We start from the raw sequence: 19,191 nt of genomic DNA on the forward strand, positions 1-19,191 counted from the left end.
AAATCAATCCGGAATAGCTTTCACTTGCTTTTTAAACAATTCCCCCCGTTGCTCGTAATTTTTAAACAAATCAAAACTGGCACAACACGGTGAAAGCAATACTACATCACCTTGCCGAGCTCGCTTGCGTGCTTCAATCATCGTCTCTTCCAGACTATGCGTATCCACCACCTCACAAACAGGCGAAAAACTGTTTATCAATTTTTTATTATCCACGCCCATACAAATCAACACTTTCACTTTCTCTTTCACCAAAGGTAAAAGCACCTCATAATCATTTCCTTTATCTGTTCCTCCGGCAATCCAAACCACCGGAGCCGTCATGCTATCCAAAGCATACCAAGCGGAATCCACGTTGGTCGCTTTTGAATCATTGATATAAGTTATCCCCCCCTTTACCGCTACCGTCTCCAAACGATGTTCCACCTGGGGAAAACTCTTCAAACCGAGCCGAATAGCCTCATCTGTCAATCCCATGCGGATACACGCCAGAATGGCAGCCATCGCATTATATACATTATGCCTGCCTTGAATGCTAATATCAGCCTTATCTACCGAAAAACGCCGATTCTCCCACTGTACAACCACATGATTGCCGTCCATGTAAGCACCGTTTCTCTCTACCTCCGTTCCATACGTAAATCCGGCACAAGCCGGAATTAGCTTCATTCCTTCCACTCTCTCCTTCACCACATCGCAATCCTTACCGTAAATAAACAATCCCGATGTATCCATATTCTGTAAAATCCGGAACTTGGAATCAACATAGTTCTCAAATTTATGGTCATACCGATCCAAATGATCCGGAGTTATATTAGTCAATACCGCAACATCCGCCTTAAAACGAAACATCCCGTCCAATTGAAAACTTGATAATTCCACCACATATACCGGATGAGCATCCTGCGCCACCTGCAATGCCAAACTTTTCCCGACATTCCCCGCCAAACCGGCATCCACACCCGCTTGCGTCAAAATATGATGAATGAGCAACGTTGTTGTCGTCTTGCCGTTACTTCCCGTAATACAAATCATTCGGGAGTCGGTATACCTTCCTGCAAACTCAATCTCAGAAATCACCTCTACCCCTTTCTCCCGCAAACGAACCACCAAAGGCGCCGAATCAGGAATACCGGGACTTTTCACCACTACATCCGCTTCCAGAATCCGCTCGACAGAATGTCCCCCTTCCTCAAAAACAATTTTCTCTTTCTGTAAAATCGCCTTATATTTCTCTTCTATCCGCCCCATATCGGAAAGAAACACATCATATCCTTGCTTCTTCCCCAACAAGGCAGCTCCCGTGCCGCTCTCTTTTCCCCCTAAAACAACCAAACGTTTCATCTTATAGCCTTAATCAATTATCTTATTTTCAACGTTACAATCGTAAGCACCGCCAAAATAATCCCTACAATCCAAAAACGGTTTACAATCTTCGGTTCCGGAATTCCTTTCTTTTGAAAATGATGATGTAAAGGAGCCATCAAGAAAATTCGTTTTCCTTCCCCGTATTTCTTTTTTGTATACTTGAAATAACTTACCTGCATGACAACCGACAAATTCTCCATTAAGAAAATGCCGCACAAAATAGGTATCAACAACTCCTTATGAATCATAATCGCAAATACCGCAATAATACCCCCCAATGCCAAACTTCCCGTATCGCCCATAAAAACTTGAGCAGGATATGAGTTATACCACAAAAAACCGACCGTTGCTCCGATAAACGCCGCACCGAATACCACCAATTCCCCCGAATGAGGTATATACATGATATTCAAATAATCTGCATACATCATATTTCCTGACACATAAGCCAAGATACCCAAGGTAACTCCCGCCAACGCAGAGGTTCCCGTCGCCAACCCATCCAAACCGTCCGTCAGATTTGCACCGTTTGAAACGGCTGTTACAATTAAAATCGTAATAATGACAAATAATACCCACCCAAACTCTTCCGAATACCGACCGGCCCATGATGTAAACCAAGCGTAATCAAACTCATTATTTTTAAAAAAAGGAATCGTTGTCTTCGTCGATTTTACATCCTTTGTCAAAGCCTTCTGCACACCTTCCCCCACAAAACCTTCATCCACAACAGTTGCCACGTGACCGATTTCGGATATGCTCACCCGCTCCCGAATCACCACATCCTCATTGGCATACAATGTAATCCCCACAATCAATCCCAAGCCTACCTGGCCGATTACTTTAAAACGCCCCTTTAAGCCTTCCTTGTGTTTACGAAATACCTTAATATAATCATCCAAAAATCCGATAGCTCCCAACCAAATTGTTGAAATAATCATCAGTTGGATATATACATTTCCCAAACGGGCAAACAACAACACCGGCACTAATATCGACAGCAAAATAATAATTCCCCCCATCGTCGGTGTACCCTTTTTCTGCATTTGCCCTTCCAGCCCCAAATCGCGGATTTCCTCTCCTATCTGCTGTTTCTGTAAAATCCGGATTACCCGCTTACCGATAACCGTTGACAAAAACAATGAACAAATAATCGCACAAGCCGAACGGAAAGTAATGTAATGAAACATGCCCGCTCCCGGGAAGTCCAACTCATCCAAATACTTAAAAAGATAATACAACATACCGACTAAAATTGAATATTAAAAATTTCTTTTACCACTTCTTTATCATCAAAATGATGCTTCACACCTTTTATCTCCTGATAATCTTCATGCCCTTTACCGGCTATCAATACAATATCCCCCTTTACAGCCACCGTCAATGCTTTCCGGATAGCCTCTTTCCTGTCTGTCTCTGTTTGTACCTTATCCGCATACTCTTCTTTCACCCCTGCCATCATATCCGCAATAATCGCTTCGGGTTCCTCACTTCTGGGATTATCTGAAGTTAAGACGACAAAATCGCTGTATCGGCAAGCAGCATCCGCCATTTCCGGACGCTTCGTCTTATCCCGATCTCCACCGGCACCTACCACCGTATAAACAACCGCCCCTTTTCCTTTCAAGCCGTTTATGGTCGAAAGTACATTCTCCAGTGCATCAGGAGTATGGGCATAATCTACAACCGCCATCACTCCTTCTTTAGATAAAATCGTCTCAAAACGACCGGAAACGGGCACCAACATACTCATTGCACGCAACACCTGCTCTTTCTCCAGACCCAACAGACAAGCCGACGCATAAACCGCCAACAAATTATATACATTAAAATCACCCGTAAATTTCACCCATACTTCCTGACCGTCCAAACGCAATAATGTACCGTCCAAACGTCTTTCCACCGCCTTGGCATTAAAATCCGCCAGCGTACGGCAGGAATAACTGTAACGCCGGGCAACCGTATTCTGCAACATCACCGCCCCGTTCTTGTCATCCGCGTTGGTCAAAGCGAAAGCCTCTTTTTTTAACCCGTCAAAAAAACCTTTCTTCGCCTCAATATAAGCCCGGAAAGTTTTATGGTAATCCAAATGATCGTGCGTGATATTTGAAAATATAGCACCGTCAAAATCCAGTCCTGCAATCCTTTTCTGATGAATTGCATGCGAACTTACTTCCATAAAGCAATATTCACATCCTGCATCCACCATCTTTTTCAACAAACCGTTCAACTCCACTGCATCGGGCGTCGTATGAGTAGAAGGGAATTTCTCATCATCTACATAATTACAAACCGTAGAAAGCAATCCCGCCTTCTTACCCGTAAGACGAAGCAGTTCATACAACAGCGTTGCCGTTGTCGTCTTTCCATTCGTACCCGTCACGCCTACCAATTTCATTTTCCGGGAAGGATTCCCGTAATAATTGGCAACCATTTTTCCCAACGCTTCCGAAGAATCCGCAACCTGCACATAACACACGCCCTTTGCCAAATCCTCCGGCAACTCCTCGCAGACCACTGCCACAGCTCCCGCCTCCACCGCTTTCGCTATAAAAGCATGTCCATCCGCACTCACACCCCGTTGCGCCACAAACACATCCCCCTTCCTGATTTTTCGGGAATCAAAATGAATACCATTTACCAAACATTCCTCCCCTCCGCGTATCTCCTCATAAACCACATCCATTAATAAATCCTGCAATCTTTCCATGCCTTATCTTAATTCTATTTGAATAAACGCACCTTCCTTTATTTCCTTCCCCGGAGCCAACGACTGTTTCTGCACCATTCCCGAACCGGTCACCCCCACTTTCAATCCCGCATTTTCCAACACAAACAACGCATCCCGCAATCCCATTCCCTTTACATTCGGCACCACAGCATTTGTAATCCGCCGGGGCTTCAATACGATATGCTCACTCTCCCCGCTGGAAGTAATCACCCAATCATTCTCTACCACCTCTTCTTGTCCTTCCCACTCCATACCCAACATATCAAACACCTGTTGAAAATCCTTTTTCAAACCATTTTTACTGACAGGCAACGTACTTTCTGCCAATACCTGCTGTTCTCCATAATGCATATAAGCAATGGCGTATACCTTATCGGCAATCTCCCTAAATGCCGGACTCGAAACCTGTGCCGCATAATACCCTTTCGACAAAGAAGGGCCATCTATCACCACAATACAAGAATAAAGCGGATTATCCGCCGGAAAAAATCCCACAAAACTTGCCCGGTATTTCTTATCTCCATATCCTTTCGTTCCCGTTGCGATACGCGCTGTTCCCGTCTTTCCCGCAATAGCATACTTATCTGTCCGGATATTTTTTGCCGTACCATTCTCCACCACACCTTTCAGCATCTCCCGTATTTTAACCAGCGTATTTCGGCTACATATCCTTCCACCCACTTCTTCCGGCTCGAAAACCTTCACCACCTTTCCCCGATTCCGAATTTCCTTCACAAAACGGGGACGCATACGCTGTCCGTCATTCGCAATGGCATTATAAAAAGCCAATACCTGCAAAGGCGTAATCTTCAACTCGTACCCAATACTCATCCACGGCAGCGTAATACCCGTCCATTCTTTATCCCCCGGATGCTTTATATAAGGCTCGCCCTCACCCCGCAGCCTTACACCCAACTTCTTATCCAAATCCAATCCGCACCAACGGTTCACAAAACGCTCCGGCTGCTTATTATAATAATCATACACAAGTTTGGCGATACCATTAGACGACGTCTCAAAAATATGCTGCACCGTAATTTTACCAGGCTTCTTATTATCCGATTCTGTCAGATAATTCTTATAAAACTGATACTTTCCCGAACCTCCCAAATTCACCGTATCCTCCGGTTCCACGAATCCGTCTTCCAACAAAGCAATCATCGTCGCCGCCTTAATCACCGAACCGGGTTCACCCGCATCACTGATTGCATAATTCATATCTTCCCGATACCTCCCGTCAGGCGTACGCGACAAATTAGCAATAGCCTTCACATCTCCCGTTTTCACCTCCATCAACACCGCCGTACCTTTTTGTGCCTCAAATTTCTCCAACTGTCGCAACAAAGCATGCTGCACAATATCCTGATAATCGACATCTATGGTCGTAATCACATCATTTCCATCCTCCGGTTCCTCTACAGTTACCGGTACCCACGTACCGGACATCATCTGTTTCACGCTTCGTCCCGGAATCCCTTTCAATTCATTTTCAAAAGCACCTTCAATACCGACCCTTCCCTCCCGGCCACTGCTTTCCGTGTTATTCAAGTAACCGATAGTACGGGTTGCCAAATCCTTATGAGGCTGCAATCGGTCGCTATTCATCACTTCTATCAAGCCCCCCTTGTTCTTGCCCAACCGAAATATCGGAAACTTCTTGATTTCCTGTAATTCATTGTACGAAACCTTGCGTTTATTCAACAAATAATAACGGTTCCTCGGATTCTTGGCTATTTTCAAACGCTTCTTGTAAGAAGCCACACTCTCATCCTTAAAAAAGTTCGACAAACACAAAGCCAGACTGTCCACACCTGTACGGAAAACTTCTTCCGACACCACCTTCCAATCGACATGCAATTCGTAATAAGGCACCGAGCTCGCTAATATCCTGCCGTCGGTAGCACATATATCCCCCCGGTTCGGAGCCACCTCAAAATCCCGGACCCGTACCGACCCCGCTTTATCTCTCCACTCTTTCCCTTCCCACATCTGTACATGAAGAGCCTTCATCACAATCAAGACGGCAAGTATCGTCATCAGGATATACACTATCCCGACACGCCATACTATTTCGCTCTTCATTGACATAAACCTACTTCTTATATATCTTTATGGGAGGTTCCTTACTCTCTTGCAATTCAAGACCTTCTTTATTCACTCTTTTCTTTACCTCCGACTGTTTGCTTATAAACATCAAATCCGCTGCTGTCGTAATCGACTTGAAACGCAAATCTCTCACTTCCCGTTCCATGGCCACTTTTCTTTTATAAAGTCTCTCCGTACCGTAACCGTTGGCTATATAAACAATACCCAAAAACGTCAAAAACAAAATAAACGCCATATTTCGCCGGATAACCTTATCCGCCAAAATACGTCCGTCCAGCAACTCCTTTACAGACGTGCCTACCGTCTCTTTCAACTCCTCGTTGGGTGAAATAAAATCTTTCGTCTTATCAAACAATCCCATAACTCATTTCTCTATTCTTCCACTTTTCGGGCAATCCGCAATTTCGCGCTTCTCGCTCTTGGATTACTTGCAATCTCTTCCTCCGACGGCACTATAATCTTTCGGTTCACCAGCTCAAAAGCATTATTCACCCGCCCGTACAACAAATCTTTTTCCTCTTTTCCTTCGACATTACCCGTCTTGAAAAAGTTCTTCACAATCCTGTCCTCCAGCGAGTGATAAGTAATAACAACCAACCGTCCCCCCGGCTTCAATACTTTCGCCGTCTGCACCAACATCTCTTTCAAGGCATCCAATTCCCCGTTCACTTCAATCCGCAACGCCTGATATACTTTTGCCAGATATTTCTTTTCCTTCATCTTAGGCACACAGGGCAATATAGCCCGATACAAATCATCGGATGATACGATAGCTTTCTCCTGTCGAGCCTTCAATAACGCCGCGACCAGCCTGCCGGCATTTTCCACCTCCCCGTAATTCCGGAATATACTCAAAAGCTGTTCTTCCGGATAATCATTCAGCACATCCGAAGCCTTCAATACGCTCCGACGATTCATCCGCATATCCAGTTCCGCATCAAAGCGAAACGAAAATCCTCTTTCCGCCTCATCAAATTCATGCGAAGAAACCCCCAGGTCCGCCAAAATACCATCCACCTGTCCCCAACCGTAATAACGCACAAAATTTTGCAAATACCTGAAATTATGATTGACAAAAACAAAACGTTCATCCTCCGGAATATTCGGCAACACATCCTCATCTTGATCGAAACCCATCAACCGTCCTGCTCCCAATCGCCGTAAAATTTCCCGCGAATGTCCTCCGCCCCCGAACGTCAAATCAAGATAATCCCCATCCGGTTTAATATCCAAACCGTCCACGGACTCCCGCAATAATACCGGCACATGATATTCCGCCATTGAAAACGCCTATTTATTCTGTTCGTCAAAAACCTCTTGTGTCAATCGGGCAAAATCCTCTCCATCCACTCTTACAGCTTCATAATGCTGCGGTTCCCATACACCTATTTTGGAATCCTGTCCCGCCAAAACCAATTCTTTGTCAATCCCCACTTCTTCCAATATTTTCTTTGAAAGCAAAACCCGCCCGCTAGCATCCATTTCCACTTCCTGTACCCCTCGGTATAATTCCCGCATAAAAGCTGCATGCCGAGGATTAAAAAGATTCAATTTAGCCTGCACGCCACTCACCAAAGCCTCCCACTCCTTATACGGATACATATCCAACGAAGCCTCAAATACATTCCGCCGAACGACAAAAACCGTCTGCCCCAGCTCCGCCATCACTTTCCGGAAGGCCGCGGGTATCATAACTCTATATTTACTGTCTGCCTTACATGAATAATCCCCTATAAACGAAGCCATAACTCTTTTTATTCAACTTAACAAACAAAAATTCAATCACTTAAAAAACATAAACATCTTCCAACAACACCATACTTTCAAAAGGTAAAATTAAATAAAATATTCCCATCTTCTACCACTTTCTCCCACTTTTTTACACCGCACCCCTAACTTTAACACAAAATTCCCGTCCGAATACTTTATTGCGGCCGATTATAATTTTAAAATTAAATCGTATTTTTGTACCATGCAGAACGGAAATGACATAAAATTCTGGTTTCAAACCATCCGCCGATTCTTACTTCATCCAACAGAAGCATGGAATCATATTCCGGAAAATTTTTCCGGAAACAATGCTCTTTTTTCCAAACGTTTCCTGTCATTTTGTATCGCTATTTCTTTTATCGTATTATTATTCAGCCTCATTAGACTGAATTTTTTACATGCAATCATATACGGACTCATCGCTTTCGCATCCGATTTTTTCGGCATATACTTAGTTTATCTGTTAATTCGGGAATACCTGATCGGAAAAGAACAAATTCCTGTCAATACGACCTTATCTCTTATTGTGTACAGTTCGGTCATATTCCTGCTATTCCACAATCTGTCCTTTACTTTCGGAGGCAACTTCATCGGACAACTGCTGAATCTGATAAGTTTACTATTTCTAAGGACACTTTATACCGGCATCAATCAAACTATTGAGCTGACAACCGTACAAAAAACGAACTTATTTATCGTTACCGGTTTAGCCATCATTTTTATTCCGGTTATTATTCATAAACTGCTGACCATTTTATTTCACTTGCCGGCATTCAATTTATAAAACCATGACACAAAACAACATCAATATAAAAAACCGCCGTGCCTCCTTCGATTACGAATTCGTCGAAGAATACAACGCCGGCATTATCCTTACCGGCACCGAAATAAAATCCGTCAGGGCAGGCAAAGCAAGCCTTGTGGACTCCTATTGTTATTTTCACAAAGGCGAACTATGGGTAAAAGGCATACACATCGCCGAATACCGGTTGGGCACCTACTACAACCACGAAGAAAAACGCGAACGGAAATTACTGCTCACCCGCAAAGAACTGCGTAAACTGGAACGCAACGTAAAAGAAGCGGGACTTACCATCGTCCCCACCAAAATGTTCCTGACAGATCGGGGCTGGGCAAAATTACGGATAGCCCTTGCAAAAGGTAAAAAAGAATACGACAAACGGGAATCCCTAAAACTGAAAGATGCCAAAAAAGACATGGACCGCGCCATGAAACACTAAAACGCATCAAGAAAGTACCACCGATTCTTCTCTTTTTATTTTTAAATCGTTACCTTCGCATGATTTGTAATATAAAATCATAATCTAAATACCAGTATCATGTATCAAAGTATAAAGACAGTATCATTTGAAGAGGCTGTAAAAGTTGTGAAATCGGGCGACCGCATTCACGTACACAGTGTTGCATGCGCCCCACAGGGATTAATTCAGGCTTTATGCGCCAGAGGCCGTGCAGGCGAGTTGAAAAATATTAAACTTCAACATCTTCACACAGAAGGTTGCGCCCCGTATGCGGAACAGGAATTCGAGGGAATTTTCTCCCTGGAATCTTTCTTTGTCGGACACAATGTCCGTAAAGCAACCCAAGACGGATGGGCGGATTATATTCCCGTACATTTGAGCGAAACCCAAAAATTAATCCGTATGGGTTATACGCCGGTAGATGTTGCCATGATACAGGTATGCCCTCCGGACAAACACGGATATGTATCTATGGGTACATCCGTTGATGCCACGTTGGCTGCCGTGGAAAATGCCAAAACAGTTATCGCCGTTATCAACCCGAATGTTCCGAGAGCCTTCGGTGACGCCATCATCAAACTGTCGGATATTGATATTTTCTGCGAAGACAATACGCCGCTGATTGAAGCTAAACCGACCACTCCTTCCGAACAGGATATAAAAATCGGACAGAATTGCGCCGCATTGATTGAAGACGGAGCTTGTCTGCAAATGGGTATCGGTGCCATTCCGAACGCTGTTCTTTCCCAATTGGGCAACCACAAAAATTTGGGTATTCACACTGAAATGTTCGCCGACGGCGTACTTCCCCTGTATTATAAAGGTGTTATCAACAACCTGAATAAAAAATACGACAAAGGGAAAATCGTATCCACCTTCTTAATGGGTTCCAAAGAAGTATATGACTTCATCGACGATAACCCCGCTGTTGCCATGATGGACGTAGGCTATACCAATGACCCGTGTATCATCGCACAGCAACCCAAAATGACAGCCATCAACTCTGCACTGTCCATCGACATCACAGGACAGGTAAATGCGGATTCACTGGGCTGCAAATTCTACAGTGGCTGCGGAGGCCAATTGGATTTCATCCGTGGAGCAGCTGCCAGCGAAGGCGGGAAACCCATTATCGCCATGCCTTCTGTAACGGCCAAAGGTATGAGTAAAATCAGTCCTACCTTATTAAACGGAGCCGGAGTAGTAACTACCCGTTTCGATGTTCACTATGTCGTAACGGAATTCGGTGCGGTAGACCTTTACGGGAAAACCATGCAAGACCGTGCAAAAGCCTTAATTTCCATTGCACATCCCGACCATCAGGAAGAATTGGACAAAGCCGCTTTTGAACGCTTCGGAAGCCACTTTCATTTCGTAACCAAATAAACGGAATTACTTTCATACAGACCTCTCCCCGACCGGGAGAGGTTTTTTATTTCCTTCCGTCCGGCGAAACTTTGACTTTCGGCATTTTAGTTGTATTTTCGCACAAAGTAAATCATGTAATCTATAAACTTACCTTTCAACATGGATTGGAATAAACTTTTATCTGCACGACGTTATCATCCGGGAGCCACCACATCCCTATTTCATTCACACGACCGCTCGCAATTTCAACGGGATTACGACCGGTTAATTTTTTCTTCTCCCTTTCGCCGCTTGCAGAATAAAACACAAGTATTCCCCTTGCCCGGCAATATATTTGTACATAACCGGCTTACACATAGCCTTGAAGTTGCCAGTGTCGGCCGTTCTTTAGGAAATAAAATCAGCCAATTTCTCAAACAAAACCATATTGAACTGAACAACCCCGAATTGGCGGAAGAAATCGGTACAATTGTCAGTACCGCCTGTCTGGCTCACGATTTAGGCAATCCACCATTCGGACATTCCGGTGAAGAAGCCATTTCCTACTTTTTCAGCGAAGGTGAAGGCTTGTATCTAAAAAAACTTCTTTCAGACGAAGAGTGGATGGATTTAAGCCATTTTGAAGGAAATGCCAACACGTTCCGTCTGCTGACCCACAGTTTCAAAGGGCGCCGTCCGGGCGGTTATACCATGACTTACACGACCCTGGCTTCCATCGTCAAATACCCTTTTGAATCCAAAGCCTCCGCCAAAGGTTACAAATACGGCTTCTTCCAAAGCGAAAAAGAGATTTACAAACAAGTAGCGGAAGAATTGGAGCTCAAACAGTGCGGTACCAACCCGTTGCAATACGTCCGGCACCCGTTGGTTTATTTAGTAGAAGCCGCCGACGACATCTGTTACCAAATCATGGACATAGAAGATTCGCATAAACTGCGCATCCTCTCTTACGATGAGACGACAAGCATCCTTGAAAACTTCTATGACAAAAACGAAGACAAAGAAGATTTAAAAGTCATTGCCCGTACCTTTAAAGTAGTAACGGACAAAAATGAAAGAATCGCATTCCTTCGGGCAGGCATCATCAATAAACTTATCAATGCGTGTGCGGAAATATTCTGCAACAATTACTACGCTATCATGGAAGGTGAATTTCAAAGCACCCTTATCAAGAAATTAAGCGGCACAAACCGAAAAGCCTACGACGCATGCACCGCCCTCGCCTACGAACGCATTTACCACACAAACATCGTAACGCAGATACAAATTGCGGGTTTTAAGATTTTAGGCACTATTCTGAAAGAATATACGGACGCCATCTTAAAGCCGGAGACGTATTACGCCCGTAATATTCTATCCATTATGCCGGAACAGTATCAGGTCAGCAAAGAGGACTCCATGTATACCAAAATACAAACCGTCATTGACTATGTTTCCGGTATGACCGACTCCTACGCACTAAACCTTTACCGAAAAATCAAAGGTATCGAAGTGCCGGAGATTAAGTAAGAAAATTTTTGCCTCTTTTAAGCCAAGAGACTTTTTACTTTCTCGGAAATCACTTTACCGTCCGCTTTACCGGACAACTGTTTGGTAGCCACGCCCATGACTTTTCCCATATCTTTGGCAGAAGTGGCCCCTACCGATGCGATAATCTCTTTTAATGCGGCAGTCAGCTCCTCATCCGTCAAAGGCTTCGGCAGAAAAGAATTCAACACCTGCAATTGCCCGTTTTCCTCCTCATACAAATCCATCCGTCCCTGCTCTTTATAAATAGCTGCCGATTCCGTACTCTGCTTCGCCAACTTCTGAATAATCTTCAGACATTCGGCATCATCAATACCTTCTCCTGCACCGGGCTTGGTTTTCGCTTCCAGAATCACTTTCTTTATATTCCGATAAGCCTCCAAACTAACTTTGTCATGAGCCTTCATAGACTCTTTAATCCCTTGGTTTACTTGTTCTTCGATTGTCATATTTTTCTTTTTAATAATAAGTCATTTACTGATTCGTCGAAATTAATACTTTCTCCTCAAAAATAAAACTCATGGATAAAATTAAATACGCAGGGAATAGAGTTGATACGGAACTGCGTCGTTTGGAATACACATTAAACCCTATGAATCTCCAGCGAATGTTCTGACAATTGAAATCGAAAAGTGAAAGAATCAAAAAGTGATATTAAACTTTTTCCTTATATTTGTCCTGTTGTGGCAGAGAGAACTGCCATAATTGAAATATTATTTTGAAGCGTTTGGTTTTATCCTTAAATAGAAAACGGCCAATTTTCAACACCAAGGGATAAACACAGTAAACGTTCATGCTTGCCGTATATACATATTATATACTCGGTCAAGCGTGGGTAACTGTTTATTTTGGTGTGGGTGCTTGGCCGTACCTCTATTTAGATAAACTAAAGTTCCCACGCTTTCTTTTTATCATTAACCCACCTTTCCGGGGACTTTCAAGGTGCTAAGTAATTTCTTGATATGAAAAAATTTATCAGGTATGCCGGATGGCGGTATTTACGGAGGTCATGGGTATTCCTTTCCGTAATGGTTCTTTTCAGTGTCTTTTCCCCGCCTGTTTCAGGGAATAACATCCGAATGGACGGTAAAACGCGTGTTATCGGCTTTTCAGGCGATACGGCGGTTATTGAGGTGTATCTCCGCTGGGACAATTCCTGGCGGGATGATTTCAACTGGGATGCTGCATGGGTATTCTTTAAATTTAAAAAGCGGGGGTTGGAGAATCCGTGGCAACATGCGTATTTAGCTCTATCGGGGCATGTGTTGAGCCCGGCGGCTGGCAATGAGGCCGGCGGATACGCGTACATGGTCGGCTCTAACGCCGGCAAAGTAAACGGGCTGTATATCATGCGCGAGAACATTTCGGAAGGAAATGTGAGTGTGCGGCTGCAAGCGAAATGGCCATTGGCGGGTACGGGGTTAAGCAAAAGCGACTTCGGCGAAGCGCTAAATGAAATCTACGTTGCCGTTCACGCCATCGAAATGGTGTATGTTCCATACGGTTCGTATTACCTGGGCGATGCCTATTCCAACAAGAGCTTTGCCGTGGGTGGTACGGAGGCCGTAGTGATTGATTCCGAAAGTGCTTTGACACTTTCCGCCAAAAACGGCATGTCGAATGTGTCATTATCGGCTTCTTATCCAAAAGGGTATGCAGGCTTCTATATCATGAAATACGAAACCAGCCAGGAGCAGTACGCGGAGTTTTTGAACTCTTTGACGTTGGCACAGCAAAAGGCGAGAGTTGAGAATAATGATTTTGCCAATATGCAACGGGGAGATTACGTTTTCGGGGATTTAAAGACACCAAGTTGCCGGAACGGTATTGTGTTTATCGAACAGCGGCAACCGAATACGCCTGCCGTATTCGGTAATAATCTGAATTCGGCAAATGATTTGTTTTCCGCAGATGACGGGCAGACATTGGCCTGCAACTATATGAGTGTGGAAGATATGATTGCCTATTGCAGTTGGAGCGGCTTACGTCCGATGAGTGAACTGGAGTATGAAAAGGCCTGCCGGCGGTTTTATCCCCAAGAGCCCGATGAAGGAGAGTATGCGTGGAATACCAATAACGGTATTAACCGCTTAAATGGATTAAGCGACTTAAACTACCGTGGCGACCAGCGGGAGCAGGCATTGAGTTACTTGAAGAACGTAAACAGCGGAACAAGTAACAGCATCAATGGCCCCGTGCGATGCGGACTGTTTGCAACATCAGCTACCAACCAAACACAAGCAGGAGCGACATATTGGGCAGTCATGGAAATGAGCGGGAATTTAAAAGAACTATGCGCGAATGTGAATTATACCAACCTCGACGGCGGTAGCTGTGGTGCAGGTGTATACAATTCCTCTCTTTGGTATACCTCTACCCACTACTACGGTGTACGGGGCGGCGGTTTTAATAGTGCGGATGAATTGTTGCGGACTTCGGATCGGACGGAGGCAATGAACTACTTTACAAGCGTTACGCAGCGTGACAGTACGGTGGGCTTCCGGGGTGTGTATAACCTTTCGGGAATCGAAATCAAAGGCGGAAAAATTCAGGGCGATACAACCTGTCCCGGAAATGAATTGCATATTGTCAATATACAATTGCCTTCCTGTCCGGATTTCCCCGATATGCGTTTCCAATACAATTGGTATGTAAAAAAGCCCGGAGAAGCGAAATTTGATATAATTCCCGATGCCACCGGGGAGTCATTGGTGTACAATAATTTTGTAAATACCGGAAGCTCTTTTGTGACATACCAATTTAAACGGACAGGCATTTGTGCTGTAGGCATGGCGGAAACGGTGACCAATGTGTACATCGCTCCCAAACCGTGGACAATTTCATTGGACACGTATACCAATGTTTACCCCTCTTTTACCGTAAATTCAACCTGGGGAAACATGCCGCAGGCACATTGGAAACTGGATAATGCTCCCGCAGGAATTTCTATTGCAGCCGACAAAGGCGTGGTGTCCGGCTTGACTTCCAATTCCGTATTTTGGGCGGATGTGACGGTTTCATCGGATAAATGTCCGGGACAGTCGTGGACAAAGAAGCTGGAAATAAGAAGAGAATTTGCCTACACAGGATATCAGCAATCTATTACTCTGGCGGCAGGTCAATATAAAATGGAATGCTGGGGAGCAAGAGGCGGAGGAGGATATAATACAGGCGGATACGGAGGATATGCCAAAGGGGAATTAACTCTAAATAGTGGGGAAACATTTTATATCCATGTCGGCCAAAAGGGAAAAATCGCAACTGCAACAACCTATGGCGGCGGAGGTGGCGGTGGAGTAAGTAACAAAGGTTGGGGTAACGGTGGCCAAGGTGGAGGAGCAACTGACATTCGTACGGTAAACAGCAGCTGGAGTGATGCAACCGGCTTGCGTTCCCGAATCATGGTAGCCGGGGGAGGCGGTGGCGGACAGCACTATGCCGGAAACGGATCTTATAAGGCTGGACAAGGTGGTGGTACTGGAGGAGGTCTTTACGGAGGAGATGCAAGAGCTAATAATGGTACAACTGTTTCAGGAGCAACGCAAACAGCAGGTTATTCATTCGGAACGGGACGAAAAGGACGAAATTCCACCTGTCCCGGTGCAGGAAGTTGTGAAGGGAATGGGGGCGGAGGCGGTGGATACTACGGAGGTCGAATTTACGGAAGTACAGGAGTGAGTAGTGATGCGGGAGGTAGTGGCGGTTCGGGATTTGTATCCGGCATGTCGGGATGCAATGCGGTGAATGCAAGCGGAAGCCATACCGGTTCCCCCAACCATTATTCCGGTTATATTTTCACCAATTGCTCCATGAGCAATGGCATAAATAGTGAAGAAGGAAAGGCACGAATCAGTCCGGTTGTTCCTTGATTTAAGCCATTGTTGGCGGGAAAAACGGAGTGTACTCAAGAAACGGCCAAGTACGGATTACGCCGTTGTACTAAAAGTGGAAAAATCAAAAAATAGAACAGTGGAAAAATGCTTTTTCCACTGTTCTATTTTTGCCAATTTTTTTACTCAAAAAAATAAAGGATATGTTTTCTACTAAAAAAGAGTATGTTTTTGATGCAAAAAGAGCCTCTTTTTGTACTAAAAAAAGCCTCTTTTTTTCAAAGGGAGTATCCATTTTCAATTAACGCCTGTAAAAAAACAAATAAGTATCTGATATTAAAAATATTACCAGTTTTCCATATAGTTAAATTCAGATACATCCGGCTTAATGACCAAACCCATTTTTAAAAACCTATCATTTTTACCTCAAAAACGATAGGTTTTTAACATGAAAATGATAGGTTTTCTGAAAAGGGATATTTTTAGCCGAAAAGATATGTGATTTCATGATGAAAAATCAAAGAGGTTAAAAAATGGTAGCAATTATCAATATCGTGCTCATTTTCTCAATTTTTATCGTATCTTTGGGTGAGGTATAAATAATTCGGAAATGAAGCAACCTGTAACACTTCTTTATCTACTATTCGTTTTATTCGTTCTTAATCTGACCGCTTTTTTATTTTTCTCCCGTACCAAAATTTCCTGCCAGGCTCAAGCCAAACAAGAGGAGGTTATTTCCCTGCCGGAAACCACGACTACCGATGTGGTCGTACCTACCGGTATGAGTTTTGCCGGAGAGGAGGTGCCCCTGTACCGCACCGATGTGCAGGAGGCTCTGCGAAAGGAATTGATTGTCAATACTTATCTGCATTCACATACCATCCAATTGCTAAAGAATGCCCCCCGCATGTTTGCAATTATCGAACCTATATTGAAAAAAGCAGGTATTCCGGATGATTTCAAATACCTCGCCGTTATTGAAAGTACCCTGAATCCTTCCGCCGTTTCTCCGGCAAAAGCAGTCGGTTTATGGCAATTTATGGAAGGTACCGGCAAGGAGTACGGTCTGGAAATCAACCGGGAGGTCGATGAACGCTATCATGTCCGGAAATCAACGGAAGCGGCTACACGCTATTTGCAAAAGGCCTATGACCGCTTCGGCTCATGGACACTGGCTGCCGCTTCGTATAATGCCGGCTGCAATATGTTGCAAACTCAAATGACTATCCAAAAAGAGGCCGATTATTACAACCTGCTTTTAGGCGAGGAAACGGAACGGTACGTTTTCCGGATATTGGCTCTCAAACAGATTATGAGTCACCCGGAGTTATATCATTTTGAGAACGTGACACCCTACCCTACCGAAGAGATAAAAACGGTAAAGGTTTCCGGGCCGGTAAATGAATGGACGGAATTCGCCAAAAAACATCATATTTCCTATAAAACATTAAAACGTTTTAATCCCTGGCTCCGTAAATCCGATTTACTGAACCCGAAACACAAGACTTACGAAGTTGCTATTCCCGTTCATACCGAACGTTACAGATAAACAGAAAGGAATACCATGAAACAAGTAGAAATCTTTTGTGAAAATACAGGAAAAAGTTATCAGATTGAAGTGGGCAGCACGCTGTATGACGCTAAAAAGGTCATTTTTCCTCAAAATCACCAAAATATATTGGGAGCTCTCGTGAATAATGAAGTACAGGATTTGCAATATATCATCCTGATGCCCAAACAGGTAAATTTTATTGATGTCACGAGTCTCGACGGTTACAGCATTTACACCCGTTCGTTGCTTTTCGTGCTTTATAAAGCTATTAACCGGTTGTTTCCGCACAAAACTTTCGTGGCGGAGTATTATATATCCAACGGCATTTTTTGCCGCATCGCAGACCAAACGGAGGCTTCCTCTGCATCAACGATTGACAATATCCGACAGGCTATGCGGGAAATCATCGCCCGGGATTGCCCGATTATACGAAAAGAACTGCCGACGGCAAAGGCTATTTCACTCTTTCAAGAATCGGGACTGAAAGACAAAAGCGAATTGCTGGAAACCCGCGGGCGGCTGTATACATCCGTATATTATATCGAGGATACCCCTGCCTATTTTTACGGAACCCTCGCTCCTTCTACCGGTTGCCTGAAAACATTCGATTTACAACCATACCATGACGGTATGCTGCTATGCCTGCCCGACCGTAAAAATCCGGCACAAGTGCGTCCTTTTGTCCGACAGGATAAATTGCTGCAAATATTCGACGAACACAAACGCTGGGGCAAGATTTTAAAAGTCAATGACATCGGCACGTTAAACAACATTGTTGATAACAAATATTCCGGGGATATTATCAGAATCAGCGAAGCGCTGCATGAAAAGAAAATCTCTTTTATTGCCGACACCATCCATGCCCGCAGAGAAAAGATAAAAGTCATCCTGATTGCCGGTCCGTCTTCTTCCGGCAAGACCACATTCAGCAAACGGCTGGGTACACAGTTAATGGTAAACGGTTTGAAACCCGTCACCCTCTCTTTGGATAATTATTTTGTCAATCGGGAAGATACCCCCCGCGATGAGAACGGAGAATACGATTTTGAATCCATAAATGCCCTCGACATACGCACATTTACGGACAATATACTCCGACTGCTGAAAGGAGAAGAGGTTGAAATCCCCAAATTTTCTTTTGACACCGGATTACGCTACTATGACGGGGAGAAAGTAAAAATCGACCGGGAACATGTGCTTGTCATTGAAGGTATTCACGGATTGAATCCCCAGCTTACCCAACTGCTGCCGGCAGAAAACCTGTTTAAGATATTTGTTTCCGCCCTCACTTCGATTTCGATAGACAACCACAATATCATCAAACCGGCGGACAACCGGTTACTGCGTCGTATGGTGAGAGATTACAAATACCGGAATTATTCCGCCCTGGAAACGCTGAAACGGTGGGAAAGTGTCCTGAAAGGCGAAGAGGAACACATCGTTCCCTACCAGGAAGAAGCCGATATCATGTTCAATTCCGCCCTGATTTATGAATTAGGCGCACTTAAAGCACAGGCGGAACCGCTTTTAAGAGAAGTCATGGAGCAATATCCGGAACATTCCAAAGCATTGCGGTTGCTGAAATTCCTTTCGTACATCAAAGCTATTTCTTCCAAAGATATACCTAATACGTCTATTCTGAGGGAGTTTTTAGGAGGAAGCAGTTTTAAATATTAA

15 protein-coding genes are annotated in these 19,191 nt (G+C 44.2%); 7 read left to right on the forward strand and 8 right to left on the reverse strand.

Annotated elements, in window-relative coordinates; translation table 11 throughout:
• Nucleotides 1-3 precede the first annotated feature (3 nt).
• Genes murD through NFR61_RS04735 form a run of 7 tightly spaced genes read right to left on the reverse strand, consistent with a single transcriptional unit; the run spans nt 4 to nt 7,951 of the window.
• Nucleotides 4-1,344, reverse strand: a complete 1,341-nt coding sequence (gene murD, locus NFR61_RS04705) for a UDP-N-acetylmuramoyl-L-alanine--D-glutamate ligase (RefSeq protein ID WP_251621095.1) — start codon at nt 1,342-1,344, stop codon at nt 4-6.
• A gap of 17 nt (nt 1,345-1,361) precedes the next feature.
• Nucleotides 1,362-2,612 (reverse strand): phospho-N-acetylmuramoyl-pentapeptide-transferase, encoded by a 1,251-nt coding sequence (mraY, locus tag NFR61_RS04710; protein ID WP_251621097.1) that lies wholly within the window; start codon nt 2,610-2,612, stop codon nt 1,362-1,364.
• A gap of 5 nt (nt 2,613-2,617) precedes the next feature.
• Nucleotides 2,618-4,078, reverse strand: coding sequence for a UDP-N-acetylmuramoyl-L-alanyl-D-glutamate--2,6-diaminopimelate ligase (locus tag NFR61_RS04715; RefSeq protein WP_277613053.1), 1,461 nt, complete (start codon nt 4,076-4,078; stop codon nt 2,618-2,620).
• A 3-nt stretch (nt 4,079-4,081) separates the two neighbouring features.
• The gene (locus NFR61_RS04720; RefSeq protein ID WP_251621099.1) at nt 4,082-6,187 is read right to left on the reverse strand and encodes a penicillin-binding protein; all 2,106 of its coding nucleotides are present in this window, start codon (nt 6,185-6,187) and stop codon (nt 4,082-4,084) included.
• Nucleotides 6,188-6,191: 4 nt separating this feature from the next.
• Entirely contained in the window at nt 6,192-6,566 is a 375-nt protein-coding gene (locus tag NFR61_RS04725; RefSeq protein WP_251621101.1) for an FtsL-like putative cell division protein, read from the reverse strand.
• 11 nt (nt 6,567-6,577) lie between these two features.
• Nucleotides 6,578-7,486, reverse strand: a complete 909-nt coding sequence (gene rsmH / locus NFR61_RS04730; protein ID WP_251621103.1) for a 16S rRNA (cytosine(1402)-N(4))-methyltransferase RsmH — start codon at nt 7,484-7,486, stop codon at nt 6,578-6,580.
• Nucleotides 7,487-7,495: 9 nt separating this feature from the next.
• Nucleotides 7,496-7,951 carry a division/cell wall cluster transcriptional repressor MraZ gene (locus NFR61_RS04735; protein ID WP_277613054.1) on the reverse strand — a complete coding sequence of 152 codons (456 nt, stop codon included), beginning with the start codon at nt 7,949-7,951 and terminating at the stop codon, nt 7,496-7,498.
• Nucleotides 7,952-8,177: 226 nt separating this feature from the next.
• Here NFR61_RS04735 and NFR61_RS04740 point away from each other — a divergent pair, with 226 nt between their 5' ends.
• The 4 genes from NFR61_RS04740 to NFR61_RS04755 all read left to right on the forward strand — a co-directional run bounded on the left by NFR61_RS04740 (nt 8,178) and on the right by NFR61_RS04755 (nt 12,114).
• Nucleotides 8,178-8,759 (forward strand): hypothetical protein, encoded by a 582-nt coding sequence (locus tag NFR61_RS04740; protein ID WP_251621107.1) that lies wholly within the window; start codon nt 8,178-8,180, stop codon nt 8,757-8,759.
• A 4-nt stretch (nt 8,760-8,763) separates the two neighbouring features.
• Nucleotides 8,764-9,216 carry an SsrA-binding protein SmpB gene (smpB, locus tag NFR61_RS04745; RefSeq protein WP_251621114.1) on the forward strand — a complete coding sequence of 151 codons (453 nt, stop codon included), beginning with the start codon at nt 8,764-8,766 and terminating at the stop codon, nt 9,214-9,216.
• 99 nt (nt 9,217-9,315) lie between these two features.
• A complete protein-coding gene (locus NFR61_RS04750) occupies nt 9,316-10,623 on the forward strand; it encodes an acetyl-CoA hydrolase/transferase family protein (RefSeq protein ID WP_251621116.1) in 1,308 nt (435 codons plus the stop codon).
• A 141-nt stretch (nt 10,624-10,764) separates the two neighbouring features.
• On the forward strand, nt 10,765-12,114 hold the full coding sequence (locus NFR61_RS04755; RefSeq protein WP_251621118.1) for a deoxyguanosinetriphosphate triphosphohydrolase: 1,350 nt from the start codon (nt 10,765-10,767) through the stop codon (nt 12,112-12,114).
• 17 nt (nt 12,115-12,131) lie between these two features.
• On the opposite strand, the gene NFR61_RS04760 is transcribed toward NFR61_RS04755, so the two are convergent.
• A complete protein-coding gene (locus NFR61_RS04760; RefSeq protein WP_251621120.1) occupies nt 12,132-12,581 on the reverse strand; it encodes a GatB/YqeY domain-containing protein in 450 nt (149 codons plus the stop codon).
• Nucleotides 12,582-13,094: 513 nt separating this feature from the next.
• Here NFR61_RS04760 and NFR61_RS04765 point away from each other — a divergent pair.
• The 3 genes from NFR61_RS04765 to NFR61_RS04775 all read left to right on the forward strand — a co-directional run bounded on the left by NFR61_RS04765 (nt 13,095) and on the right by NFR61_RS04775 (nt 19,191).
• Entirely contained in the window at nt 13,095-16,001 is a 2,907-nt protein-coding gene (locus tag NFR61_RS04765; protein ID WP_251621121.1) for a glycine-rich protein, read from the forward strand.
• Between the two features lie 571 nt (nt 16,002-16,572).
• On the forward strand, nt 16,573-17,511 hold the full coding sequence (locus tag NFR61_RS04770) for a lytic transglycosylase domain-containing protein (RefSeq protein WP_251621122.1): 939 nt from the start codon (nt 16,573-16,575) through the stop codon (nt 17,509-17,511).
• A gap of 15 nt (nt 17,512-17,526) precedes the next feature.
• Nucleotides 17,527-19,191 carry a nucleoside kinase gene (locus NFR61_RS04775; protein WP_251621123.1) on the forward strand — a complete coding sequence of 555 codons (1,665 nt, stop codon included), beginning with the start codon at nt 17,527-17,529 and terminating at the stop codon, nt 19,189-19,191.

Source organism: Odoribacter lunatus (assembly GCF_943193135.1).
Lineage (GTDB): Bacteria > Bacteroidota > Bacteroidia > Bacteroidales > Marinifilaceae > Culturomica > Culturomica lunata.

Excerpts from the sequence above, each read along its gene's own strand:
- NFR61_RS04740 (WP_251621107.1), top strand. The coding sequence starts at position 8,178 with ATGCAGAACGGAAATGACATAAAATTCTGGTTTCAAACCATCCGCCGA.
- NFR61_RS04725 (WP_251621101.1), bottom strand. The coding sequence starts at position 6,566 with ATGGGATTGTTTGATAAGACGAAAGATTTTATTTCACCCAACGAGGAG.
- NFR61_RS04775 (WP_251621123.1), top strand. The coding sequence starts at position 17,527 with ATGAAACAAGTAGAAATCTTTTGTGAAAATACAGGAAAAAGTTATCAG.
- NFR61_RS04735 (WP_277613054.1), bottom strand. The coding sequence starts at position 7,951 with ATGGCTTCGTTTATAGGGGATTATTCATGTAAGGCAGACAGTAAATAT.
- NFR61_RS04765 (WP_251621121.1), top strand. The coding sequence starts at position 13,095 with ATGAAAAAATTTATCAGGTATGCCGGATGGCGGTATTTACGGAGGTCA.
- murD (WP_251621095.1), bottom strand. The coding sequence starts at position 1,344 with ATGAAACGTTTGGTTGTTTTAGGGGGAAAAGAGAGCGGCACGGGAGCT.
- NFR61_RS04760 (WP_251621120.1), bottom strand. The coding sequence starts at position 12,581 with ATGACAATCGAAGAACAAGTAAACCAAGGGATTAAAGAGTCTATGAAG.
- mraY (WP_251621097.1), bottom strand. The coding sequence starts at position 2,612 with ATGTTGTATTATCTTTTTAAGTATTTGGATGAGTTGGACTTCCCGGGA.
- NFR61_RS04720 (WP_251621099.1), bottom strand. The coding sequence starts at position 6,187 with ATGTCAATGAAGAGCGAAATAGTATGGCGTGTCGGGATAGTGTATATC.
- NFR61_RS04750 (WP_251621116.1), top strand. The coding sequence starts at position 9,316 with ATGTATCAAAGTATAAAGACAGTATCATTTGAAGAGGCTGTAAAAGTT.
- NFR61_RS04755 (WP_251621118.1), top strand. The coding sequence starts at position 10,765 with ATGGATTGGAATAAACTTTTATCTGCACGACGTTATCATCCGGGAGCC.
- smpB (WP_251621114.1), top strand. The coding sequence starts at position 8,764 with ATGACACAAAACAACATCAATATAAAAAACCGCCGTGCCTCCTTCGAT.
- rsmH (WP_251621103.1), bottom strand. The coding sequence starts at position 7,486 with ATGGCGGAATATCATGTGCCGGTATTATTGCGGGAGTCCGTGGACGGT.
- NFR61_RS04715 (WP_277613053.1), bottom strand. The coding sequence starts at position 4,078 with ATGGAAAGATTGCAGGATTTATTAATGGATGTGGTTTATGAGGAGATA.
- NFR61_RS04770 (WP_251621122.1), top strand. The coding sequence starts at position 16,573 with ATGAAGCAACCTGTAACACTTCTTTATCTACTATTCGTTTTATTCGTT.